Origin of the sequence: Streptomyces sp. NPDC079141 (assembly GCF_040686775.1) — a bacterium.
GTDB lineage: Bacteria > Actinomycetota > Actinomycetes > Streptomycetales > Streptomycetaceae > Streptomyces.
In genome coordinates this window covers 240,586-262,275 of record NZ_JBFBLP010000005.1, presented here as the reverse complement: position 1 = coordinate 262,275, position 21,690 = coordinate 240,586, and the positions used below count along the sequence as shown (strand labels likewise).

At 72.0% G+C, this 21,690-nt stretch carries 21 protein-coding genes; 8 read left to right on the top strand and 13 right to left on the bottom strand.

What is annotated here, in order from left to right; translation table 11 throughout:
* The first annotated feature begins 223 nt into the window (after positions 1-223).
* Both AB0Q90_RS17895 and AB0Q90_RS17890 read left to right on the top strand, forming a co-directional pair.
* The gene (locus tag AB0Q90_RS17895) at positions 224-2,449 is read left to right on the top strand and encodes an acetate--CoA ligase family protein (RefSeq protein ID WP_363161179.1); all 2,226 of its coding nucleotides are present in this window, start codon (positions 224-226) and stop codon (positions 2,447-2,449) included.
* A gap of 34 nt (positions 2,450-2,483) precedes the next feature.
* Entirely contained in the window at positions 2,484-3,305 is an 822-nt protein-coding gene (locus AB0Q90_RS17890) for an enoyl-CoA hydratase-related protein (protein WP_363161180.1), read from the top strand.
* On the opposite strand, the gene AB0Q90_RS17885 is transcribed toward AB0Q90_RS17890, so the two are convergent.
* Positions 3,290-4,252 carry a hypothetical protein gene (locus AB0Q90_RS17885; RefSeq protein WP_363161181.1) on the bottom strand — a complete coding sequence of 321 codons (963 nt, stop codon included), beginning with the start codon at positions 4,250-4,252 and terminating at the stop codon, positions 3,290-3,292. The genes AB0Q90_RS17890 and AB0Q90_RS17885 overlap by 16 nt on opposite strands.
* 81 nt (positions 4,253-4,333) lie before the next feature.
* On the opposite strand from AB0Q90_RS17885, the gene AB0Q90_RS17880 reads away from it, so the two are divergent.
* Positions 4,334-4,918 carry a flavin reductase family protein gene (locus AB0Q90_RS17880; protein ID WP_363161182.1) on the top strand — a complete coding sequence of 195 codons (585 nt, stop codon included), beginning with the start codon at positions 4,334-4,336 and terminating at the stop codon, positions 4,916-4,918.
* Here the strand turns inward: AB0Q90_RS17880 and AB0Q90_RS17875 are convergent.
* Positions 4,915-6,219 carry an MFS transporter gene (locus AB0Q90_RS17875; protein ID WP_363161183.1) on the bottom strand — a complete coding sequence of 435 codons (1,305 nt, stop codon included), beginning with the start codon at positions 6,217-6,219 and terminating at the stop codon, positions 4,915-4,917. The two genes, AB0Q90_RS17880 and AB0Q90_RS17875, sit on opposite strands and share 4 nt — an antisense overlap.
* 71 nt (positions 6,220-6,290) lie before the next feature.
* Between AB0Q90_RS17875 and AB0Q90_RS17870 the strand changes: the two genes are divergently transcribed.
* Positions 6,291-7,298: a helix-turn-helix domain-containing protein gene (locus AB0Q90_RS17870; protein WP_363161184.1), complete on the top strand. Its 1,008-nt coding sequence runs from the start codon at positions 6,291-6,293 to the stop codon at positions 7,296-7,298.
* On the opposite strand, the gene AB0Q90_RS17865 is transcribed toward AB0Q90_RS17870, so the two are convergent.
* The 4 genes from AB0Q90_RS17865 to AB0Q90_RS17850 form a co-directional block, all read right to left on the bottom strand.
* Positions 7,286-7,696, bottom strand: coding sequence for a DUF6336 family protein (locus tag AB0Q90_RS17865; RefSeq protein WP_363161185.1), 411 nt, complete (start codon positions 7,694-7,696; stop codon positions 7,286-7,288). The genes AB0Q90_RS17870 and AB0Q90_RS17865 overlap by 13 nt on opposite strands.
* A gap of 23 nt (positions 7,697-7,719) precedes the next feature.
* Entirely contained in the window at positions 7,720-8,769 is a 1,050-nt protein-coding gene (locus tag AB0Q90_RS17860; RefSeq protein ID WP_363161186.1) for a Zn-dependent alcohol dehydrogenase, read from the bottom strand.
* Positions 8,769-9,923, bottom strand: coding sequence for an acyl-CoA dehydrogenase family protein (locus tag AB0Q90_RS17855; protein WP_363161187.1), 1,155 nt, complete (start codon positions 9,921-9,923; stop codon positions 8,769-8,771). The genes AB0Q90_RS17860 and AB0Q90_RS17855 overlap by 1 nt, the downstream gene beginning before the upstream one ends.
* 106 nt (positions 9,924-10,029) lie before the next feature.
* Positions 10,030-10,899 carry an SDR family oxidoreductase gene (locus AB0Q90_RS17850; protein ID WP_363161188.1) on the bottom strand — a complete coding sequence of 290 codons (870 nt, stop codon included), beginning with the start codon at positions 10,897-10,899 and terminating at the stop codon, positions 10,030-10,032.
* 85 nt (positions 10,900-10,984) lie between these two features.
* Between AB0Q90_RS17850 and AB0Q90_RS17845 the strand changes: the two genes are divergently transcribed.
* Positions 10,985-11,911 carry a cyclase family protein gene (locus AB0Q90_RS17845; protein WP_363161189.1) on the top strand — a complete coding sequence of 309 codons (927 nt, stop codon included), beginning with the start codon at positions 10,985-10,987 and terminating at the stop codon, positions 11,909-11,911.
* Positions 11,912-12,233: 322 nt separating this feature from the next.
* On the opposite strand, the gene AB0Q90_RS17840 is transcribed toward AB0Q90_RS17845, so the two are convergent.
* The 3 genes from AB0Q90_RS17840 to AB0Q90_RS17830 all read right to left on the bottom strand — a co-directional run bounded on the left by AB0Q90_RS17840 (position 12,234) and on the right by AB0Q90_RS17830 (position 15,216).
* Positions 12,234-12,716 (bottom strand): ATP-binding protein, encoded by a 483-nt coding sequence (locus AB0Q90_RS17840; protein WP_363161425.1) that lies wholly within the window; start codon positions 12,714-12,716, stop codon positions 12,234-12,236.
* 516 nt (positions 12,717-13,232) lie between these two features.
* Complete coding sequence (locus AB0Q90_RS17835) at positions 13,233-14,096, bottom strand: acyl-CoA dehydrogenase family protein (RefSeq protein WP_363161190.1); 864 nt, start codon at positions 14,094-14,096, stop codon at positions 13,233-13,235.
* A gap of 1 nt (position 14,097) precedes the next feature.
* On the bottom strand, positions 14,098-15,216 hold the full coding sequence (locus AB0Q90_RS17830) for an acyl-CoA dehydrogenase family protein (protein ID WP_363161191.1): 1,119 nt from the start codon (positions 15,214-15,216) through the stop codon (positions 14,098-14,100).
* A 128-nt stretch (positions 15,217-15,344) separates the two neighbouring features.
* Here AB0Q90_RS17830 and AB0Q90_RS17825 point away from each other — a divergent pair, with 128 nt between their 5' ends.
* Entirely contained in the window at positions 15,345-16,847 is a 1,503-nt protein-coding gene (locus tag AB0Q90_RS17825; RefSeq protein ID WP_363161192.1) for an AMP-binding protein, read from the top strand.
* An 11-nt stretch (positions 16,848-16,858) separates the two neighbouring features.
* Here AB0Q90_RS17825 and AB0Q90_RS17820 read toward each other — a convergent pair whose 3' ends face one another.
* Together AB0Q90_RS17820 and AB0Q90_RS17815 are read right to left on the bottom strand one after the other, a co-directional pair.
* Positions 16,859-17,371, bottom strand: coding sequence for an EF-hand domain-containing protein (locus AB0Q90_RS17820; protein WP_363161193.1), 513 nt, complete (start codon positions 17,369-17,371; stop codon positions 16,859-16,861).
* Positions 17,372-17,515: 144 nt separating this feature from the next.
* A complete protein-coding gene (locus AB0Q90_RS17815) occupies positions 17,516-17,893 on the bottom strand; it encodes an STAS domain-containing protein (protein ID WP_363161426.1) in 378 nt (125 codons plus the stop codon).
* A 329-nt stretch (positions 17,894-18,222) separates the two neighbouring features.
* Between AB0Q90_RS17815 and AB0Q90_RS17810 the strand changes: the two genes are divergently transcribed.
* Both AB0Q90_RS17810 and AB0Q90_RS17805 read left to right on the top strand, forming a co-directional pair.
* Entirely contained in the window at positions 18,223-18,804 is a 582-nt protein-coding gene (locus AB0Q90_RS17810; protein WP_363161194.1) for a sigma-70 family RNA polymerase sigma factor, read from the top strand.
* On the top strand, positions 18,801-20,207 hold the full coding sequence (locus AB0Q90_RS17805; RefSeq protein ID WP_363161195.1) for a zf-HC2 domain-containing protein: 1,407 nt from the start codon (positions 18,801-18,803) through the stop codon (positions 20,205-20,207). The genes AB0Q90_RS17810 and AB0Q90_RS17805 overlap by 4 nt, the downstream gene beginning before the upstream one ends.
* Before the next feature lie 32 nt (positions 20,208-20,239).
* Here AB0Q90_RS17805 and purU read toward each other — a convergent pair whose 3' ends face one another.
* Entirely contained in the window at positions 20,240-21,121 is an 882-nt protein-coding gene (purU, locus tag AB0Q90_RS17800; protein WP_363161196.1) for a formyltetrahydrofolate deformylase, read from the bottom strand.
* A gap of 46 nt (positions 21,122-21,167) precedes the next feature.
* Complete coding sequence (locus AB0Q90_RS17795) at positions 21,168-21,668, bottom strand: hypothetical protein (protein WP_363161197.1); 501 nt, start codon at positions 21,666-21,668, stop codon at positions 21,168-21,170.
* Positions 21,669-21,690: the final 22 nt, after the last annotated feature.

Below are 21,690 nucleotides of genomic sequence, written 5' to 3'. Positions count from 1 at the left end.
CCCGGTCGCCGGTCGCCGGTCGCCGGTCGCCGGTCGCCGGTCGCCGGTCGCCGGTCGCCGGTCGCCGGTCGCCGGTCGCCGGTCGCCGGTCGCCGGTCGCCGGAGCTTAGCCGCCTGCCGTCTGTCGCCCAACTTTGCCTGCACAGCCGTTCCTGACGGCGCGTCAGTTCAGTAATCTGACAGTGCGTCAGTTAATCGCTGTCACACAGGAGCGGGCGGACCGATGCTTGGATCAACCCACGGCACCCTCACCACCGACTCCCGCCGGGCCCGGGTCCTCGCCTGCGGTGAGCAGCCCGGGCCCGCCGTCCACGGCCGGCCGGCCGAGGTCGACGATCTCGACGTCAGCGGCCGGCCGCTCTACGCCGGCGTGCCCGACCTGGACCGCTTCTTCCGCCCCGAGTCCGTCGCCGTGATCGGCGCCTCGGACACCGAGGGGCGGCCGAACACCGGCGTCACCCGGCAACTGCTCGCGTGGTCCGAGCGGGTCGGGGCCCGGCTGCACCCGGTGCACCCCAGCCGCCCGGCCGTCTTCGGCATCCCCTGCTCCCCCTCCGTCGCCGACCTGCCCGAGCAGGTCGATCTCGCCGTGCTGCTGGTCGCCGACCCCCTTCCGGTGATCGAGGAACTGGCCGAGGCCAAGGTGAAGTTCGCCGTCGTCTTCGCCTCTGGGTTCGCCGAGACCGGCGAGGCGGGTGCCGCGGCACAGGCCCGGCTCGCCGCCGCCGTCGGTGATTCCGGGATGCGGTTGCTGGGGCCCAACACCAATCTCAACGCCTTCGAGGAGTTCCGCACCGACCTCGACGGCCCGGCCATCGCCCTCATCACCCAGTCCGGCCACCAGGGGCGGCCCGTCTTCGCCCTCCAGGAACTCGGCATCCGCCTCTCCCACTGGGCGCCCACCGGCAACGAGGCCGACCTGGAGACCGCCGACTTCCTCTCCTACTTCGCCGAGCGGCCCGAGGTAGGCGCCATCGCCGCATACGTCGAGGGCCTGAAGGACGGCCGCTCCTTCCTGCTCGCCGCCGACCGGGCGGCCCGGCGCAAGGTGCCGGTCGTCGCGGTGAAGGTGGGCCGCACCGAGACCGGCGCCCGCACGGCCGCCTCCCACACCGGCAAGCTGACCGGCGCGGACGCGGTGGTGGACGCGGCGATGCGGCAGTACGGGGTGATCCGCGTCGACGGCCTGGACGAACTCCAGGACACCGCCACCCTGTTGGCCCGGGCCCGGCCGCCGCGCGCCGACGGGGTCGTCGTCTATTCGATCTCGGGCGGCACCGGCGCCCACTTCGCGGACCTGGCGACCGAGGCGGGGCTGCGACTGCCCGCCCTTTCGGCCGCCAAGCAGGCCGAACTGCACCAGTGGATACCCGAGTACCTCGGCGTGGCCAACCCGGTCGACAACGGCGGCCACCCGGTCGGCGACGAGCGCGGCCGGAAGATCATCGACGCGATCCTCGCCGACCCGGAGGTGGGCGTCCTCGTCTGCCCGGTCACCGGCCCCTTCCCGCCGCTGAGCGACCGGCTCGTGCAGGACCTGGTCGACGCGGCCGAACGGACCGACAAGCTCGTCTGTGTGGTGTGGGGGTCGCCGGTCGGCACCGAGCGGGCCTACCGCGAGGTCCTGCTCGGCTCCTCGCGCGTGGCCACCTTCCGGACCGTCGCGAACTGCATCACCGCCGTCCGCGCCTACCTCGACCACCACCGCTTCGTCACCGGCTACCGCTCCCCCTTCGACCGGGCCCCGCGCCTGCCCTCCCCCTCCTTCCGCAAGGCGCAGGCCCTGATGCGGCCGGGGCAGCAGCTGAGCGAGCACGCGGCGAAGCAGCTGCTGCGGGCGTACGGAATCCGCGTACCGCGCGAGCAGTTGGTGAGCAGTGCCGCGGCGGCCGTACGGGCGGCCGGTCTGGTGGGCTACCCGGTGGTGATGAAGGCGTCCGGGGCGCGGATCGCCCACAAGACCGAGCTGGGGCTGGTGAAGGTCGGCCTCACCTCGGCCAGCCAGGTCCGCGACGCCTACCGGGACCTGACCGACATCGCCCGCTACGAGGACGTGTCCCTGGACGGGGTGCTGGTGTGCCAGATGGTCGAGCGGGGCGTCGAGATGGTCGTGGGCGTGACGCACGACGAGCTCTTCGGGCCGACGGTGACGGTCGGGCTCGGCGGCGTCCTGGTCGAGGTGCTGCACGACACGGCCGTGCGCGTGCCGCCGTTCGGTGAGGAGCAGGCCCGGGACATGCTCGCCGAACTGCGCGGGCGGGCCCTCCTCGACGGGGTCCGGGGGCGGCCTGCGGCGGACACGGACGCGCTCGTCGAGGTCGTGCTGCGGGTGCAGCGCATGGCGCTGGAACTCGGCGACGAGCTGGCGGAGTTCGACATCAACCCGCTGATGGTGCTGGAGCAGGGGCAGGGCGCGGTGGCGCTGGACGCGCTGGCGGTGTGCCGCTGACATGAGCCGGCCGATCGAGAACGCTGAGACGAACATGCCCGATTCCCCCCGTGTGCCCGGAAATTCCGTTGAGTCATTGGTACAGCACGCCACTGACAACCAGGTCCGCCGCATCACGCTCAACCGCCCCGAAGCCCTCAATGCCCTCACCCCTGACCTGCGCGAACGCCTCGTCGAACTGCTTGCCGAGGCCTCCGCGGACCCCGCGGTGAGGGCCGTCGTCCTCACCGGCACCGGCCGCGGTTTCTGTGCGGGTGCGGATCTGCGAGGAGCCGCCACGACCGGCGAACGGATCCCCGGCGATGTCGCCCGCACGCTCCGCCTGGGCGCCCAGCGGCTCGTCTCCGCCGTCCTCGACTGCGAGAAGCCGGTGATCGCTGCCGTGAACGGCACGGCGGCGGGCCTCGGCGCGCATCTGGCGTTCGCCTGCGACCTCGTCCTCGCGGCCGAATCGGCCCGGTTCATCGAGGTGTTCGTACGACGGGGTCTCGTGCCCGACGGCGGCGGGGCGTATCTCCTCCCCCGGCTCGTCGGCCCTCAGCGGGCCAAGGAGCTGATGTTCTTCGGCGACGCCCTCACGGCGGCGGACGCGGAACGGCTCGGGCTGGTCAACCGGGTCGTGCCGGACGAGGAGTTGGCGAAGACGTCCCGGGCCTGGGCCGAGCGCCTCGCCGCCGGTCCGACCCGCGCCCTCGCCCTGACCAAACAGCTCGTCAACGCCTCCCTCGACACCGACCGCGCGACCGCGTTCGCCGCGGAGGCCGCCGCACAGGAGATCAATATGACGACGGCGGACGCGCAGGAGGGTGTGGCGAGCTTCGTGGAGCGCAGGAGTCCCGGTTACCGGGGCCGGTGAGGCGTGAGGATGTGCAGGTCCGCCGCGTCCGGGTCGCCAATCAGGACGAACAGCTCGGGCTCGCGCTCGCTCCCGCCGATCGTCCAGTACGTCTCCTGCCCGCATCCGCCGTCGAGGCGCAGGGCGACGGCGTCGCGGTCCCAGCCGTCGGGCTGCTTTCTCACCAGGGACCAGGTGCCGGTGCCGTCGCACCGGTCGTAGTCCCAGCCTCCGGCCCGGGCGGGCAGCTCGGTCAGTTCGGCTCGCCCGTCGGCAAGCAGCCGCAGCTCGGAGTCGTCGTGGCCGCGCCAGACGCCGGCCAGCTGCCCGGCGGAGAGCACGGGAGGCTCGTACTCCTTGAGCAGCCCGGCGACCGAGGCCAGCACACCGCCCGCCAGGACCAGGAGGAACAGCGCCACGGAGGCCAGTCCCGAGCCCAGCCAGATGCCCCAGAACCGCCACTGGGAACGCTCGCGGACGTAGGCCGCGCCGAGGACGGGAAGGACCCCCAGGGCCGCGAACAGCGGAGCGGTGACGGTGAGCGGCCAGTCCCACAGCGCCGCGATCAGCGCCGCCCAGCCGACGCCGAGCAGCACGCTGCATGCCAGGTGCCAGGCCCAGAAGGGCCCCCGCGCGCGGGCGGAGGCAAGGTGTGCCACAAGCCCGGCCGTCCCGGTGTGGACGACCGCGTGGACAAGGCCGATCACGGGCAGCACCAGCGGTGCGAAGAGGAGGATGCAGACGATGCCGAGCGTGTTGAAGCCGATGCCGTAGTCGTCGCCGGACTGCTCACCGATCCACCAGATCAGCCAGGCCACCGGAAGCTGGCCGGTGAAGACGGCGGCCGCCGCGTTCAGTCCGCGCGCAGGCCGGTTCGGACCGGCCTCGGTTCTGCGGGCCCACGGTCTGTGGTCCCACGGTCTGTGGTCCCACTGTCTGTGGTCCCACTGTCTGTTCTCCCACCCCATCCGCGCAGGCTACGCGGCCCCTTCGGGGCCCTCGCACACCCCTTCCAATCTGACGGTCCGTCAGCTTCAATGGTCGGTGTGATGGGACACGCAGGGATGGCGGCAGCCGCCGTCCGCTACCTCAGACTGGTCGACGCACCCCCCGTAGAGGCGCCGCCGCACCACCGGCTGCGCTGTGTCGGCGAGGACGAGCGGGCGCCGGTCGGACAGGCCGAGTTCCGGCGTGTGCTCGGGAACTTCGCGACGGGCGTCACCGTTGTCACCGCCGAAGGCGGTGACGGGCCCGCCGGTTTCGCCTGCCAGTCCTTCTCCTCCCTCTCCCTCGACCCGCCGCTGGTCGCGTTCATGGTCGGCCGTACGTCGACGACCTGGCCGCGCATCGCCCGCGCGGGCGCCTTCTGCGTCAACGTCCTGGCGGCCCACCAGGGCGAGCTGTGCCGCGGGTTCGCGGTCAGCGGCGGGGACAAGTTCGCCGGGGTCGAGTACGACGCGGCGCCCGTCTCCGGCGCGCCGCGCCTCACGGGCGCCCTGGCCTGGATCGACTGCACGATCCACGCGGTCCACACCGGCGGCGACCACCTCATCGTGGTGGGCCGGGTGGACGCGCTCGGGACCGGCGACGAGGACGGACAGCCCCTGCTGTTCCACAAGGGCCGATTCCTCTAGGCCACCGCGGGAACCACGTCCTCCTGCCTGCGCCGGATCACCAGCGCCATCAGCGCCGCCGCCGCGCACAGCGCACCGGACGCGTACCAGACCATGTCGTAGCTGCCGAAGACGTCCCGTGCGACACCGCCGAGGAAGGCCACCAGCGCGGCGCCGACCTGGTGGGAGGCGAGCACCCAGCCGAAGACGATCGCGCTGTCCTCGCCGTAGTGCTCCCGGCACAGGGCGACGGTGGGCGGGACGGTGGCGACCCAGTCGAGGCCGTAGAAGACGATGAAGAAGAGCATCGGCGGGTGGATGCTCGGCGCGAGCAGCATCGGCAGGAAGAGCAGCGAGATGCCGCGCAGGGCGTAGTACACGGCCAGCAGCCGGCGCGACTCGTAGCGGTCGGTGAACCAGCCGGAGGCGATCGTGCCGACGACGTCGAACACGCCGATGACCGCGAGCAGCGAGGCCGCCATCTGGACCGGCATGTGCTCGTCGTGGGCGGCGGGCACGAAGTGGGTCTGGATCAGGCCGTTGGTGGAGGCCCCGCAGATCGCGAAGGTGCCCGCCAGCAGCCAGAACGGGCCGGTGCGGGCGGCCTTGAACAGGACCGTGACCGCGCGGCGGGCGGCGCCGGTGGCCGGCGGCGGCTTCGGCACGAACTCCGTCGCGCCGTACGGCTTCAGGCCCACGTCGGCCGGGTGGTCGCGCAGCAGCAGCCAGACGAAGGGGACGACGGCGAGGGCCGCGAGGGCCACCGTCACGGCCGCCGGACGCCAGTCGTGCTCCTCGACCATCCAGGACAGCACGGGCAGGAAGATCAGCTGGCCGGAGGCCGAGGCGGCGGTGAGGATGCCGGTGACCAGACCGCGCCGCTCGGTGAACCAGCGGTTGGTGACCGTCGCGGCGAAGGCCAGCGCCATCGAGCCGCTGCCGAGGCCGACCAGCAGGCCCCAGTACAGCATCAGCTGCCAGGCCGCCGTCATCCACACGGTCAGCCCGGAGCCGATCGCGATCACGGTCAGCGCGACGGCGACGACCCGGCGGATGCCGAAACGGTCCATCAGCGCGGCGGCGAACGGGGCGGTGAGCCCGTAGAGCGCGAGGTTGACGGAGACCGCGGCGCCGATCGTGCCGCGTGACCAGCCGAAGTCCTCGTGGAGAGGGTCGATGAGGAGGCCGGGCAGAGAGCGGAAGGCCGCGGCACCGATGATCGTCACGAAGGTGACGGCGGCGACGAACCACGCCCGGTGGATGCGTGATGCTCTGCGGGTGCCCTCGGCAGCGGCTGGTGCGGTCTCGGTTGTCTGGGTCACGACATAGAGCTTCCAGGCCGGGGAGCCTCTGATCGAGTGTCCCAAAAGACAGCGTTCGCTAGGATCGGGCCATGAGCAGTGAGCCGGAGTTCCGCCCCCACCGCGTCGTCGTCCTCGCGCTGGACGGCCTGCTCCCCTTCGAACTGGGCATCCCGCACCGCATCTTCGGCCGCCCCAAGGACGCGCTGAACCGGCATCTGTACGAGGTCGTCACCTGCTCGGTCCGGCCGCCCGGCCCGGTCGAGACGGACGCCGACTTCTCGATCATGGTCGAGCACGGCCCGGAGGCCCTGGCCACCGCGGACACGGTCGTCGTCCCGGCTTCGTACGAGCTGGGACCGGTCTACGAGCAGGGCCTGCTCACCGAGGAGCTTGCCGCCGCGCTCGACCGCATCCGCCCCGGCACCCGTCTCGCCTCCATCTGCACCGGCGTCTACGTGCTGGCCGCCGCCGGCCGGCTCGACGGCCGCCCGGCGACCACGCACTGGGCCGACGCCGAACGCCTCCAGCGGCTCTTCCCGAAGGTCGAGGTCGACGCGGACGTGCTGTTCATCGACGACGGCGACGTACTGACCTCCGCGGGCGTCGCGGCCGGTGTCGACCTGTGCCTGCACATGGTCCGCCGCGACCACGGCACCGCGGTCGCCAACGAAGTGGCCCGCCGTACGGTCGTACCCCCGCACCGCGACGGCGGGCAGGCGCAGTACATCCAGCGCCCGGTGCCCGACCCGCAGCAGGCCTCGACGACCGGCGCCCGCGCCTGGGCCCTGGGCCGTCTGCACGAGCCCCTTCAGCTGCGGGACATGGCCGCGCAGGAGGCCATGTCGGTACGTACCTTCACGCGCCGCTTCCGCGAGGAGGTCGGCGTCAGCCCCGGCCAGTGGCTCACCCAGCAGCGCGTCGAACGCGCCCGGCACCTGCTGGAGTCCACCGACCTCTCGGTGGACCAGGTCGCGGAGAACGCGGGCTTCGGCACCGCCCAGTCGATGCGGCAGCACCTTCAGGCGGCGCTCGGGGTGACGCCCACGGCGTACCGGCGCACGTTCCGCTCCGGCACCGCGGCGGCTCAGTCGCCGTAGAGCCAGCTGTCGTAGGCCGCCTGGTCGACCAGGCCGGCCAGGACGACACCGGCGAGGCCCATGACGATGCAGAGCAGGCCGACGCGCACGAAGGCGGGCGCCATGACCAGCGGCGCTTCGTACTGACCGGTGATGGTGCGCCAGTCGCGGAACCGCCGGATGTCCTTGCGGCACAGCGCCCAGAAGAACAGGCCGACGACGAGGAAGAAGCCGCCGGAGACCAGCGAGAGGCCGCCCAGCACCCCGAAGAACTCCTCCCGGTCGTGGTGGTCGCCGACGAGGAACAGACAGGCGGTGAGCAGCAGGGCGGCCGCCAGCCCGAAGAGCGTGCCGCGCAGCAGGACGTCCCTCAGCCGCAGGCGTGGCGTGATCACTCCGTCTTCGTCCAGGCTTGTCATGGCCGCACCCTAACCTCGGGCCCTCAGAAGGTGAGCACCGCCCGCGCCACCCTCCCCGCCTCCGCGTCCGCCGCCGCCTTCTCGAAGTCCTCGATGGGGTACGTCCGGGTCACCAGCTCGTCCAGCAGCAGCCGCCCCTGCCGGTAGAGGTCGGCGTACAGGGCGATGTCGTGCTGGGGGCGGGAGGAGCCGTAGCGGCAGCCGAGGATGGACTTGTCGAGGAACATGGCGGAGACACGGAAGGACGCCTCGGCGGTGGCCGCGGGTACGCCGAGGAGGATCGCCTGGCCGTGGCGGTCGAGCAGATCGACGGCCTGGCGGACCAGCTCGACGCGGCCGACGCATTCGAAGGCGTGGTCCACGCCCGTGGGCAGGATGTCCTTCACGCCGTCCGTCGAGGTCAGGAAGTCGGTCGCGCCGAAGCGGCGGGCCATCGCCTCCTTCGCCGGGTTGGCGTCGACGGCCACGATCCGCAGGGCGTCCGCGATGCGCGCGCCCTGGATGACGTTGAGGCCGATGCCGCCGGTGCCGATCACCAGCACGCTGTCGCCGCGCTCCACGCGCGCGCGGTTGAGCACCGCCCCCACTCCGGTCAGCACCCCGCAGCCGATGAGCGCGGCGGACGGCAGCGGGACGTCCTTCGGGACGCGTACCGCCTGCACGGCCCTGACCACCGTCCGTTCCGCGAAGACGGAGGTCGACGCGAACTGGTACACCGGCTCCCGGCCCCGGACGAACGGCCGCCCCGGCCGCCCGATCGCCCTGCGGCACATCGTCGGGCGCCCCCGGTCGCAGTCCGCGCAGGCCCCGCAGTTGGCCAGCGTGGACAGGGCGACATGGTCGCCGGGCCCGACATGGGAGACGCCCGCGCCCACCGCCTCCACGACACCGGCGCCCTCGTGGCCCAGCACCACCGGAACGGGGAAAGGTATGGTCCCGTCCACCACTGAAAGATCGCTGTGACACAGCCCGGCCGCCGAGACGGCCACCTGCACCTCCCCGGGTCCCGGTCCCCGCACCTCCAGATCGTCCACGACCCGGACCTGCTTCCCGTCGAACAGCACGCCTCGCATCACACAGCCCCCTTGGGCTCCCTGGGCAGACCGAGCACCCGCTCGGCGATGATCGTGCGCTGGATCTGGTCCGAGCCGCCGTAGATCGTGTCGGCCCGGGAGAACAGGAACAGCTGCTGCGCGGCATCGAGTTCGTACGGCGTCGCAGGCGTCCAGTCCGCCGGCCCGGCCGTCGCCGCCACCCCCCGCACCTGCATCGCCAGCTCTCCGAGCCGCTGATGCCACCCGGCCCACAGCAGCTTGGCGACGCCGGCCGCACCCGGCTCGGCGCCGGAACGCCCCAGCGTGCGCAGGGCGTTCCAGCGCATCGTCCGCAACTCCGCCCACTGGCGGACGAGCCGGTCGCGCAGCACGGGATCGTCCGCCGCACCCGTCTCCACGGCGGTGCGCAGAACTCGTCCCAACTCCGCGGCGAAACCGATCTGCTGGGCCAGCGTGGCGACGCCCCGCTCGAACCCGAGCAGACTCATCGCCACCCCCCAGCCGCCGCCTTCCTCCCCCACGACGTGCTCCACGCGCGCGTGTGCGCCGTCGAAGAACACCTCGTTGAAGTCGCTCGTCCCCGTCATCTGCCGGATGGGCCGCACCTCGATGTGCCCCGGCTGGTCCATGGGCACGAGCAGAAAACTCAGCCCGTGATGCCGCCGCGACCCCGCGTCGGTGCGGGCCAGCACAAAGCACCAGTCCGCCTCGTGCGCGAGCGAGGTCCAGATCTTCTGCCCGGTGACCCGATAGACGCCGGGCGTGTCCCGCACGGCCACCGTCCTGACCCCGGCGAGGTCGGACCCTGCCCCGGGCTCGCTGTACCCCTGGCACCACAGCTCCTCACCGGCGGCGATGGGCGGCAGGAAGCGCGACTTCTGCTCGTCGGTGCCGTGCGCCACGAGCGTGGGCGCGAGCAGGTTCTCCCCGATGTGCCCGGAGCGCGGGGGCGCCGTCGAGCGGGCGTACTCCTCGGCCCAGACGACCTGTTGGGTGAGGGGGACGACCCGGTTGCCGTACCCGTCCTCTCCCCACCCGAGCCCGATCCACCCGGCGGCCCCGAGGGCGCGTTCCCAGGCGCGGCGGTCCTGACGGGAGTCGGCGTGCGCGGAGAGCCAGGCCCGGGCTTCCCGACGGAACGCTTCGTCTTCGGCGGTGAATCCAAAATCCACAGGGGCCTCCTCACAACGCCGGGCAATCGGACCTACCCAGGGGCGCGGGGAACTGCGCGATCAACCCCCACAGACCCGCACCCGCCAAACAACAACCCACCCCGAGCTATTGGGCGTCCGGCCCAAGCAAGGGCATGGGGTCCACCCCAACAGACCCCGGCAGCACCTCGGCAATCCGCTCCGGAGTCCACGCACCGCCGGAGGCATACGCGGCCCGCAACTCCCTCGGCTGCGCCCACACCGCGATCTTCGGCCCCGCGACGGTGTACACCTGCCCGGTGACCCCCCGGGCCCGGTCCGACAGCAGATACACCACCATCGCCGCCACATCCTCCGGCTCCCCGATCTCCGCGAGCTCCACCGGAACCTTCGCCGACATCCGCGTACGGGCCACCGGCGCCACCGCGTTCGCGCTCACCCCGTACTTGTTCAGGCCCAGCGCGGCGCTCCGCACGAGCGAGATGATCCCGCCCTTCGCCGCGCTGTAGTTGGCCTGCGAGTACGACCCCTGGTGGTTCCCGCTGGTGAACCCGATCAGCGTCCCGGAACGCTGCTGACGCATCACCGCGGACGCGGCCCGGAAAACGGTGAACGTCCCCTTCAGATGGGTGGCGACGACCGGATCCCACTCGTCCTCGGTCATGTTGAACAGCATCCGCTCACGCAGGATCCCGGCGACGCACACGACCCCGTCGATCCGCCCGTACGAGGACAGGGCCACGTCCACGACCCGCTGCCCGCCCGCCATCGTGGAGATGTCGTCGGCCACGGCGACGGCCTCGCCCCCGCCCGCCTCGATCTCCTTGACCACGGCCTCGGCGACCTCGCTCGTCGGCGAGGCGCCGTCCACGGACACGCCGTAGTCGTTGACGACGACCCGCGCCCCCTCGGCCGCCGCGGCGAGCGCCACCGCCCGCCCGATGCCCCGTCCCGCGCCGGTCACGGCGACGACCTTGCCTGCCAAGAAGTTCCCCACGCCCGGCCCCTTCCCGCGGTTTCTGACGGACCGTTAGATTTTATGACCCGTCAGATACGCGGAGACAAGCCCCGGGGAGGGACTCATGTCACTGCCGGACGTGTTCCACGAGATCGCCAAGCGCGTGAACAACTGGGGCCGTTGGGGGGCCGACGACGAGATCGGCACCCTGAACCTGATCACCGACGAGGTCGTGCGCGAGGCCGCCGCCTGTGTCCGCACCGGCCGCCGCGTCCCGCTCGCGCTGCCGCTCCAGCAGGACGGCGTGCAGACGGGGATGATCCCGGGGCGGGTCAACCCCCTGCATGTGATGGTGCAGATCAACCAGGAGCTGTTCGGCCCGGGAACCGTCGCGTGCAGCGACGACGCCGTGACGATGGGGCTCCAGGCAGCCACCCACTGGGACGCGCTCACCCATGTCTCGCACTCCGGCCGGCTCTACAACGGCCGTCCCGCTGACTCCGTCACCGCCCACTTGGGCGCCGCGTTCGCGGGCATCGACAAGGCGCGGCACATCGTCTCGCGCGGAGTGCTGCTGGACGTGGCACGCGCGCGTGGCGTGGAGCGGCTCGACGGCGCGCACGCCGTGACGCCCGACGACCTGGAGGCCGCCGAGGAATTCGCGGGCACGCGCGTGCGTGCGGGCGACATCGTGCTCGTACGCACCGGTCAGATGCAGGTCTGTCTCGCCGGGGACAAGCACGGTTACGGCTATCCGTCGCCGGGGTTGTCGATCCGTACGCCGGAGTGGTTCCACGCGCGCGATGTGGCGGCGGTCGCGAACGACACCCTCACGTTTGAGATATTTCCGCCCGAGATCGAGGATTTGTGGCTGCCCGTGCATGCGCTCGATCTGGTGGAGATGGGGATGCTGCAGGGGCAGAACTGGAATCTCGAAGAGTTGTCCACAGCCTGTGGAGAAGAAGGGCGGTACGCATTCCTGCTGTCCGCGATGCCCGAGCCCTTTGTCGGCGCGACGGGAACTCCGGTGGCACCCGTGGCCGTTCTGTGAGGGCAAGCGGCTGGCGGCGCGCAACCGCCCGCCCCGTGCACGGCAGCGCGCACCGCCATCCCACTCCGGCGCACCCGCCCCAGCTCTTCGGGCCCTGAAGAAGCCCACGCCGAATCACGACCCACACTCGTCGAGGGCTCCCGTCACCGAAGCCCTCGTCGTCCCCTCACGGCGAATCGCTGACCACAAGCGTGATCAAACGGACACGAAACGTCAACACCTCGTCGGGGATTCATCACTTAAGTCCTGTTTGCGACCGGCGCACGGTGAAGCATGTCCAGGCGCACCGCACCGCGTCCGGCGCAGGAAAGTGCCCGCGGCCTCAGACCGCCTCGAAGGCCAGCCCCTCGTACGCCGCCACGCCGCCGCCGTAGAGCTCGGCCGGCTCCCGGCGCTGGGCGCAGCGGTCCAGTTCGCACCAGATGCGCTTGCCGGTGCCGTCGGGGCTCCAGCCCCAGCGGTCGGCCAGGCCGTCGACGAGGGCGAGACCCCGGCCGCCGGTCTCCTCGCCGTCGGCGCAGCGCGGCACCGGGGCGCGGCAGCTGGCGTCGGCCACCTCCAGGCGCACGGTGGCCGGTTCGGGCCCGTCCGGCGTCAGCCCGTCCGGCGCCAGCGGCAGGAACAGGCGCAGCACGGCCGGGCAGCCGGTGTGCACGACCGCGTTGGTGACCAGTTCGGAAACGAGCAGTGCGAGCGTCTCGGCGAGCGACTCGTCGGCCCCCACCCCGGTCCCGGCGAGCCGCGAGCGGGCCCACCTCCGGGCGCGCCCCACCTCAGCGGGGTCGGGCCGGATCTCCAGCTGCACTTGAAGCACCTGCACCGCTCACACCATCCGAACCGGCGGACACATAGCCCCGCGTCGCGCGAGGGCCACGATCGTAGCCATTTTTTGCATGACCAGAACAATGGCCGGAGCCAGGATCACGGAACGTGAATCCCTTATGAGAAAGCATGGTTGACGTACAGTCACCCGAACAAGCGCTTCGGGCATATTCCAGCGCGAAGGAGTACCCGTGCGGCATACTGTGCGACGCTCGTGACGGGAAGTCGAACAGGCGGGGAGCTCAGCCTCTCCCACCCCGCGAGAAACGGCGCGCACCGCCGGATCCGGAGCCGCCTCAAGGGCAACTCCGGCATGGCTCGTGCTCGGAACCACTCGCATCCCACACAAGGTACCGGAGCGGTACGCCGACTCCAGACCGTGACGAGTCACACCTAGGACACAACCCGATATCAACGCTCCGTAGTTCCGGTATGCCACAATCCGCGACATCCGCTCCGGACGCTGTGAAGACCCGCAGCCCAGCGACCTTTCCGGCCCTCACGTCACCAGATCCGCCGCGAGCAACTCCTCACTCTCCGCAGTGCCGCCGCCACGCAGGGCGCGCATCCAGGCCCGCTTCAGATGGAGATGCACCGCGCACTCCCAGGTGAAGCCCATGCCGCCGTGCACCTGGAGGCAGTCACGGGCGCCGCGCACGGCGGCCTCGTCGGCGAGGAGCCGGGCCGCGGCGATGTCGGCCGGGTCGGCGGTGACCGAGGCGGCGTAGACGGCGACGCGGGCCGTCTCGGCCCGCACCAGCATCTCGGCGCACAGATGCTTGACGGCCTGGAAGGCACCGACCGGCTGCCCGAACTGTTCGCGGGTCCGGGCGTGTTGCACGGCCAGCTCGCACACGCGCGTGGCCGTGCCGAGCTGCTCCGCGGCGGTGAGGAGGACGGCGACCGGGTCCGCGCGCGCGGGCTCCGGCACCCGGTGCAGCGGCGTCAGCGGGTCCACCGACCGCAGGGGGACCGCCCCGGTGGCGTCCCCGCGGACCACGTCCGCCTCGGCCAGCCACTCCACCAGCGCGCCGTCCACGGCCGCCACGACCACCTCCCCCGTGGCCGCGCCCGGCACGGCGCCCGCCGCCAGGTGCGTGGCCACCAGCGGGCCGGGCAGCAGCGCCCGGCCCGCCTCCTCGAACGCCAACACCGCCTCCGGCAGCCCGAGTCCGACCCCGCCGTCCGCCTCCGGCAGCCGCAGCGCGAAGAATCCGGCCCGGCCCAGCTCGCGCCAGAGCGCCCGGTCGAGGCCCGGCGCCTCGACGGCCGCCCGCAGCGCCCCGTCGTCGAAGCGCCGCGCGAGCAGCTCCCGCGTCCCGTCCCGCAACGCCCGCTGGTCCTCGGTCAGTTGAAAGCGCATGTCACCGCCCCTTCGGCAGTCCGAGGACCCGTTCGGCCACGATGTCGCGCTGGATCTGCGAGGTGCCGGCCGCGATGGTGTACGACAGCGACGACAGCCGGTCGAGGACCCAGGGCCGGTCGAGGTCGAGGGCGTCGGCGCCCAGGACGTCGGCCGCGGCGTCGTAGAGCTCCTGGCGGGCGTGCGAGTACCTCAGTTTGAAAACCGAACCGGAGGCCCCGGGTGCCCCGGCGCTCACGTTCCACTGGGTCAGCCGCCACAGGGCGCGGAACTCGGCGTTGAGCCGGCCGAGCCTGCGGCGCAGTGCCGGGTCGTCCCAGCGGCCGTTCTCACGGGCCCCGGCGGCGAGTTCGCGCAGGACGCGCCGGCAGGCCACCACCTCGCCGACGAAGGCCGTGCCGCGCTCGAAGGACAGCGTCACCAGGGTGACGCGCCAGCCGTCGTTCTCGTCCCCGACCCGGTTCGCCACCGGCACCCGCACCTCGTCGAGGAACACCTCGGCGAACTCGGCGGATCCGGCGAGGGTCCGCAGCGGCCGTACGGTGATGCCCGGCGCGTCCATGGGCAGGGCGAGCCAGGTGATGCCGCGGTGCTTGGGCGCGGTGGGGTCGGTGCGCACCAACAGCTCGCACCAGTCGGCGACTTCGGCGTGCGAGGTCCAGATCTTGGACCCGCTGACCACATAGTCGCCGCCGTCCCTACGCGCGCGCGTGCGCAGCGCCGCGAGGTCGGACCCGGCGCCGGGTTCGCTGAAGCCCTGGCACCAGACCTCCTCCCCGCGCAGGATCGGCGGCAGCCAGCGCTCCCGCTGTTCCGGCGTCCCCTCGGCGGCGATGGTGGGCCCGGCGTGCAGCAGCCCGACGAAGCCCGCGCCCACATAGGGGGCGCCCGCCTTCTCGGTCTCCTCCAGGTAGATCAGCCGGGTGGTCGGGGAGGCGTCCCAGTGGACGTCGGCGTATCCGGCGTCGTGGAGCATGCGCTGCCAGCCGAGGTCGTAGGCGCGCCTGGCGGGCCAGTCCTCGGGGGGCGGCGGGGGCGGCAGCGAAGGGAGCGTCTTGTCGAGCCACTCCCTCAACCGCGCCCGGAACTCCTCCTCTTCGGGCGTGTACGTGAGGTCCATCCGGCCACCTGTCTGACGATCCGTCAGTTTCTCTCGGCAGGCTAGCCCCGCACCCCTGGACCGACAAGGCGCGGAGTCCTACGCTCTGGCCACCATCTGACGATTCGTCAGCAAAGGGGTCCGTCACCGTGAACGACACCGCACACGCCCTGAGCTCCGCCGGCACCCTCTGGGAGCTGCTCGACCGCCGCGCCGGCCTCACCCCGGACCGGCCGGTCCTCCTCCAGGACGACCGCCGCCTGAGTTTCGGCGAGCTACGCGCGCGTGCCGAACGGGTCGCCGCGGGGCTGTACGGCATGGGCGTGCGCCCCGGCACGGTCGTCGCCTGGCAGCTGCCCACCCGCATCGAAACGGCCGTGCTGTCCTTCGCCCTGGCCCGCCTGGGCGCCGTACAGACACCGGTCATCCCCTTCTACCGGGACCGCGAGGTCGGCTTCGCGCTGCGCGAGTCCAAGGCCGAGTACTTCGCCGTACCCGGCGAGTGGCGCGGCTTCGACCACACGGAGATGGGCCACCGGCTCGGCGCGAAGGGGCTCTTCGAGGCCTACGACCGGCTCCCCGACGGCGATCCGGGTGTGCTGCCCGCCCCGCCCGTCGACGGCACCGCCGTCCGCTGGATCTACTGGACCTCCGGCACGACCTCCGACCCCAAGGGCGTGCTGCACACCGACCGCTCCCTCGTCGCGGGCGGCTCCTGCCTCGCCCACGCCCTGCGCCCCACGGCCGCCGACGTCGGCTCGATCGCCTTCCCGTACGCCCATATCGGCGGCCTGGACTACATGGTGATGCTGCTGCTGTACGGATTCCCGGCGGTGATGTTCGAGCAGTTCGCGCTGCCGGAGGCGCTGGCGGGCTACCGCGCGCGCGGGGTGACGGTGGCGGGCGGCTCGACGGCGTTCTACTCGATGTTCCTGGCCGAGCAGCGCAAGGAACCCGGCAGCAAGCTGATCCCGACGCTACGGCTGCTCGCGGGCGGCGGCGCACCGAAGCCGCCGGAGGTCTACCACGCCGTCGTCCGTGAGATGGGCGTGCAGCTGACTCACGGCTACGGCATGACCGAGGTGCCGATGATCACGATGGGCGATCCGGACGACGACCCCGAGTCGCTCGCCACCACCGAGGGGCGGCCGCCGCGGGGGATGGAGATCCGGATCGTGGACGGGGAGGTGCGGCTGCGCGGGGAGGCCGTGTGCCGGGGCTATCTGGACCCGGCGCAGACGGCGGAGGCCTTCGACGAGGAGGGCTTCCTGCGCACCGGCGACCTGGGGCATCTCACCGGCAGCGGGCATCTGGTGCTCACCGGACGCCTCAAGGACGTGATCATCCGCAAGGGCGAGAACGTCTCGGCCAAGGAGATCGAGGACCTGCTGGCCGCCCATCCGGCCGTCGGGGACGTCGCCGTGATCGGCCTGCCGGACGCGGAGCGCGGGGAACGGGTCTGCGCGGTCGTCGAACAGCCCGCCGGGGCCGGGGAGCTGACCCTGGAGGCGGTGACGGCGTATCTGCGCGCGGAAGGGCTGTCGGTGCACAAGCTGCCGGAGCAGCTGGAGGTGGTGGACGCCCTTCCGCGCAACGACACGCTGCGGAAGGTTCTGAAGTACAAGCTGCGCGAGCGCTACTCGGAACGGTGAAGCGGGAAGCGCTATTCGGCAACGGTGAAGTAGCGGGCGAAGGCGGTCACGATCTCCGTCTCGCCGATCCGTCCGTCGCCGTCCTGGTCGAGTGCGGCGGCGGCCCCCTGCGCGACGTCCTCGCGCACCCCGAGGGCCGTCAGCACGCGCGCGGTGTCCGCGACACAGGCCGCTCCGTCACCGTCCGGGTCGGCGACGGCGAGGGCCGCGTGCAGGAAGGGGCGGGCGATCTCCGCGAACCGGTCCGGGTTGTCGCGCAGCCGCTTGACGGCGCCGCCCACGAACTCGTCCCGGGTGATGCGCTGGTCGCCGTCCCGGTCCGCGATGCCGGCCATGCCCTGCCAGAACGCCTCGGCGCCGATGTACAGGGCCTGGCCCTTGTCCGACCGGGCCGCCGTACCGAACTCCGTCAGAACCGCCTTGGCCGCCGCGTTGAAGTCCTCGCGGTCGATGTAGCCGTTGCCGTCCTGGTCGAAGGTGGCGAACCGGGCGGCGATCCTGCGCTCGTACTCGCTGCTGACCATGTCGTTTCGTGCCGCCTTACGTCACGTCGGGGTGCGTCTGGCACGGAGCGTACGACGCCGGCGGCCGGCTGGGAGCGGGAAAGCAGCGCTTGTGCCAAGACCGGGGGAATTTTGGGACAACGACGTGGCAGAGCCGCGGCGGTGCTAAGCGGACAGCGGGCGGGGTTCGGTGACCGCCGAGTCGAGGTCGGGATGGACGTCGAAGAGGCGGCGGACGCCCAGGGCGGCCAGCACCCGGTTGACGTGGGAGCCGTCGGCCGCTCCCCGGGCGGGCAGTATCAGGCGCAGGCTGCCCTGGCAGGAGCGGATGAGGCGGCGGGCGGCGATGAGCACGCCGACGCCGCTGGAGTCGCAGAACAGGACCTCGGAGAGGTCGAGGACGAGGCTGCGGCGACCCTCGGCCACCGCGTCGTGCACCCGCTGACGCAGCGCCGGCGACGTCACCAGGTCCAGCTCGCCCGACACATGGAGCACGGCCCACCCGCCCTGCTCGTGTTCGATCACATTGAACGCCACCACCATGCCCTTCATCCGCCGGAACGCAAACGGAAGCCATTCCTTCGCTTCCTTGCAGCGCGGCTGCCCAGCGGCCGTTCCCTGAAACACCGAAGGGAAAACAACAACCGATCAAAAAGGGCTTGTTTCCGTCATCTTCGATCCTGTTCGATCTGGTTTTGGTTGAGTCTGATCAAGGAGAGTGGGGGTAGGCGACCGGAGTTCCCTTATCACCAGGCACATCTCGGGGGGCGCACATTGCAACAAAGGGGCGTGCGCTGTCAGAGGTGCCGACTACATTCGAGAAGACGGTGGGAGCAGGCTTGACTCGGGCACAGGCACGGTGAGGGGGCCGCATGGCGAAGAAGGACGCACCGCCCCGCTGGGACCGCAAGATGCAGCAGCGGCTCGCACGCGGTGAGGCGGCGGCCCTCGGCGAGCTCTACGACCGCTTCGCCTCCCTGGTCCACGGCCTGGCCCACACCGTCCTGGGCGACGAGCGCGCCGCCGACAACATCACCCGGGACGTCTTCGCGCACGTCTGGGAACACCCCGACACCTACGACCCCAAGCAGGGCCCGCTGCGCTCCTGGGTCGCCACGCTGACCCACCGGCTCGCCGTGCAGCGGCTGCGCGCCACCGAGACCGCCGCGCTGGCCCAGGGCGGCCACGGCACCACCGAGGAACTGGAGCGCAAGGTGCGCCACGCCTCGGTCGCCGCCCGCGCCGACTACATCGTCCAGTCCATGCCCGTACCGCTGCGCGCCGCCCTGGAGCTCGCCTACTTCCAGCGCCGCGACTACCGCCAGACCGCCACAGACCTCGGCGTCACCGAGGACGAGGCCCGCCGCCGCCTCCGCCTCGGCCTGCAGCTGCTGTCCACCGCCCACGACGCGGGCACCCCCGGGAGCCCGCCCGGATACGGGGGTGCGGCGTGAACGAGGCGGGCCGGTTCGAGGCGTACGACGAGCACGAAGGAGAGGGGAACGAGGCTCACGAGGAGCCCAAGGAGCACAACGCGCCTGGTACGGACGACCCGGGCGACGGTGCCGGCACGACCGGATCGGGCGTGACCGGGTCCGGCGGTCCCGGCGGCCCGGACGACGGCGACGGCCCGCGCCCCGACCCCGGCCCGGACCAGCCGCCCCGCATACCGCTTCCCCGCGCCTCCGTCGAGGACACCGGCCGACCCCTGCCCACGCTCCCCGACCCGCCCCGGCCCGCCCCTCTCGTGCTGGAGCACCCCGTCCTGAAGGCGCTGCTCGGCGCCTGGGCACTGGCCGCCTGCTCACCCGAGGAGACCGCCGCCGTCGAGGAGCACCTCGGCGAGTGCGGCTCGTGCGCCGACGAGGCACTGCGGCTGCGCGGGGCCGTGGGCCTGCTGCACCAGGCCGAGACCCTCGACCTCGACCCGGGCCTGCGCACCCGCGTCCTGGAGGGCTGCCTGGAGCGGCGCCCGCCGCGCATCCCGGTCCCCGGCTGGGCGGCGCCCTACGACGCCGAGACCGCGCGCCTCGACGCGCTGCTCCAGGACTTCGGGGACGCCGAGTGGCATGCGCCGGTGCGGCTGCGCTGGTTCGAGACCGACGCGGCGACCAGCCGCCGTACGACGGTCGCCGGAGTCATCGCGCACCTGCTGGCCGTCGACGGACTCGTCGCGATCGCGCTCGGCCTCGACGACCCGCTCGGCGAGGTACCGGCCGAGCACCCCACACCGTCCTCCCGGACCGAGGCGTACTGGCGCGCCTCCCACTTCCCGCCCACCCGCTCGGTGCGGGCGCCCTGGCGGGAGCAGAGCCACGACCTGGTGCGGACGGTGTCCTTCACCGGCGGCGGCGCGGGCCGACTGGCCGTCCCCTACGGCGACTTCGGGCTGCCGCTGCACGACGCGATGCTGGACCGGGCGTTCGAGTGCTGGGTGCATGCCGAGGACATCGCCGACGCCGTGGACTATCCCTACCCGGCGCCCTCCGGACGCCATCTGCACGACATGATCGACCTCGCGGCCCGCATGCTGCCCACCGCGCTGGCCCGGCGCCGGCAGATCGGGCTGGCCTCCCCGGCTCGCGGCCGCCACCTGGGGCTCGCCGGCGAGCCCGGCCGCAGCCTGCGCCTGGAGATCGAGGGCCTGGGCGGCGGCGAGTGGCTGATCCCGCTGGACTCCCCCGGAGCGATGGGCTCCGCCGAGTACGAGGTGGCGCACGTGGCGCTGGACGGGGTGGAGTTCTGCCACCTGGCCGCGGGCCATATTCCTCCGGAGGATGCGGCGGCAGGTCAGGTGGGCGACCGTGAGGCGATCAGGGACGTGCTGTTCTCGGTGGCGTCGTTGAGCCGGATGTAGGGGCAGGGCAGGGGCAGTGCCCCCGCCAACGCCTAGGCGAAGACGACCGTCCGACGCCCGTTCAGCAGGATCCGACGCTCCGCATGCCACTTCACGGCCCGCGCCAGCGCCTGGCACTCCACGTCGCGTCCGATCGCGACCAGCTGGTCCGGCGTCACGTCGTGGGCGACCCGCTCGACCTCCTGCTCGATGATCGGGCCCTCGTCCAGGTCGGCGGTGACGTAGTGCGCCGTGGCGCCGATCAGCTTCACACCGCGCGCGTGCGCCTGGTGGTACGGCTTCGCGCCCTTGAAGCTCGGCAGGAACGAGTGGTGGATGTTGATGATCCGCCCACTGAGCTGCTTGCACAGGTCGTCCGACAGCACCTGCATGTAGCGCGCGAGCACCACCAGCTCGACGTTCTCCTCGCGCACCAGCTCCAGCAGCCGCGCCTCGGCCTGCGCCTTGGTGTCCTTCGTCACCGGGATGTGGTGGAAGGGAATGTTGTACGAGCCCACCAGCTCGGCGAAGTCCGTGTGGTTGGACACCACCGCCGCGATCTCCACCGGCAGCGCCCCGATCCGGGCGCGGAACAGCAGGTCGTTCAGGCAGTGGCCGAACTTGCTGACCATCAGGACGATGCGCATCTTCTCGTCGGCCCGGTTGATCTGCCAGTCCATCTGGAAGGAGTCACCGATCGCCGCGAAGCTCGCGCGCAGCTTGTCCACCGTCAGCGGCGCCTCCGCGGAGAAGTGGACGCGCATGAAGAACAGACCCGTGTCGTGGTCGCCGAACTGCTGGCTGTCCTCGATGTTGCAGCCGGTCATGAACAGATAGCTGGACACGGCGTGCACGATGCCCTGCTTGTCGGGGCAGGCGATCGTGAGGACGTACTGGTCGGAGGAGGCCGCGGCTCGGGTGGGCTGCTCGTTCATGCAGGACAGGGTCCCATATCCGGCGCCGCGGCCGGACCGCCGTCCGTCAGGCGGTCCTCGTCATGATCCGCAGCACCTCAAGCGTCCGCGGCGCCGCGTCCGGGTCGTCCCCGTCGCTCGTCGCCATCCGCACATGCGCGTCCCGGGCCGCCCGTACCGCCTCCGGCCACGCCTGGTGGTCGAGGTAGGCCGAGACGGGCGCGTCCGGCCCGACCTGGTGCATGATCCGCAGCACCCGCAGTACGGCGCTGTCGACGAGCGCCGCCTCCTGCGAGTCCCGGAAGATCGTGCCGACGTACTTCTCGGCGGACCAGTTGTCGAGCCAGGTGTCCTCGACCAGCCGGTACACGGCGTCGGTGACGTCTCCGTATCCGTCGACGCCGGCCAGCCAGACGTCCGTCTGGAACACCGGGTCGGAGAGCATGTGCAGCGCGGAGCGCACATTGCTGCGCCAGCGCCACCACGGCATGTCGTTCAGTGGCATGCCGCCCATGGTGGATGAGCGACGGCCGCGACGGGAAGAGTTCTCCGAACCTTGCACGGTCATCGATCGTACGTTCCCCCTCCGG

Bases quoted from the DNA above. Each gene is read 5' to 3' on its own strand.
- AB0Q90_RS17815 (WP_363161426.1), bottom strand. From the start codon at position 17,893: ATGGTGGTGGCGTTCAATGTGATCGAACACGAGCAGGGCGGGTGGGCC.
- AB0Q90_RS17820 (WP_363161193.1), bottom strand. From the start codon at position 17,371: ATGGTCAGCAGCGAGTACGAGCGCAGGATCGCCGCCCGGTTCGCCACC.
- AB0Q90_RS17795 (WP_363161197.1), bottom strand. From the start codon at position 21,668: ATGACCGTGCAAGGTTCGGAGAACTCTTCCCGTCGCGGCCGTCGCTCA.
- AB0Q90_RS17880 (WP_363161182.1), top strand. From the start codon at position 4,334: ATGGGACACGCAGGGATGGCGGCAGCCGCCGTCCGCTACCTCAGACTG.
- AB0Q90_RS17895 (WP_363161179.1), top strand. From the start codon at position 224: ATGCTTGGATCAACCCACGGCACCCTCACCACCGACTCCCGCCGGGCC.
- AB0Q90_RS17870 (WP_363161184.1), top strand. From the start codon at position 6,291: ATGAGCAGTGAGCCGGAGTTCCGCCCCCACCGCGTCGTCGTCCTCGCG.
- AB0Q90_RS17860 (WP_363161186.1), bottom strand. From the start codon at position 8,769: ATGCGAGGCGTGCTGTTCGACGGGAAGCAGGTCCGGGTCGTGGACGAT.
- purU (WP_363161196.1), bottom strand. From the start codon at position 21,121: ATGAACGAGCAGCCCACCCGAGCCGCGGCCTCCTCCGACCAGTACGTC.
- AB0Q90_RS17835 (WP_363161190.1), bottom strand. From the start codon at position 14,096: ATGCGCTTTCAACTGACCGAGGACCAGCGGGCGTTGCGGGACGGGACG.
- AB0Q90_RS17865 (WP_363161185.1), bottom strand. From the start codon at position 7,696: ATGACAAGCCTGGACGAAGACGGAGTGATCACGCCACGCCTGCGGCTG.
- AB0Q90_RS17890 (WP_363161180.1), top strand. From the start codon at position 2,484: ATGCCCGATTCCCCCCGTGTGCCCGGAAATTCCGTTGAGTCATTGGTA.
- AB0Q90_RS17885 (WP_363161181.1), bottom strand. From the start codon at position 4,252: ATGGGGTGGGAGAACAGACAGTGGGACCACAGACAGTGGGACCACAGA.
- AB0Q90_RS17810 (WP_363161194.1), top strand. From the start codon at position 18,223: ATGGCGAAGAAGGACGCACCGCCCCGCTGGGACCGCAAGATGCAGCAG.
- AB0Q90_RS17845 (WP_363161189.1), top strand. From the start codon at position 10,985: ATGTCACTGCCGGACGTGTTCCACGAGATCGCCAAGCGCGTGAACAAC.
- AB0Q90_RS17830 (WP_363161191.1), bottom strand. From the start codon at position 15,216: ATGGACCTCACGTACACGCCCGAAGAGGAGGAGTTCCGGGCGCGGTTG.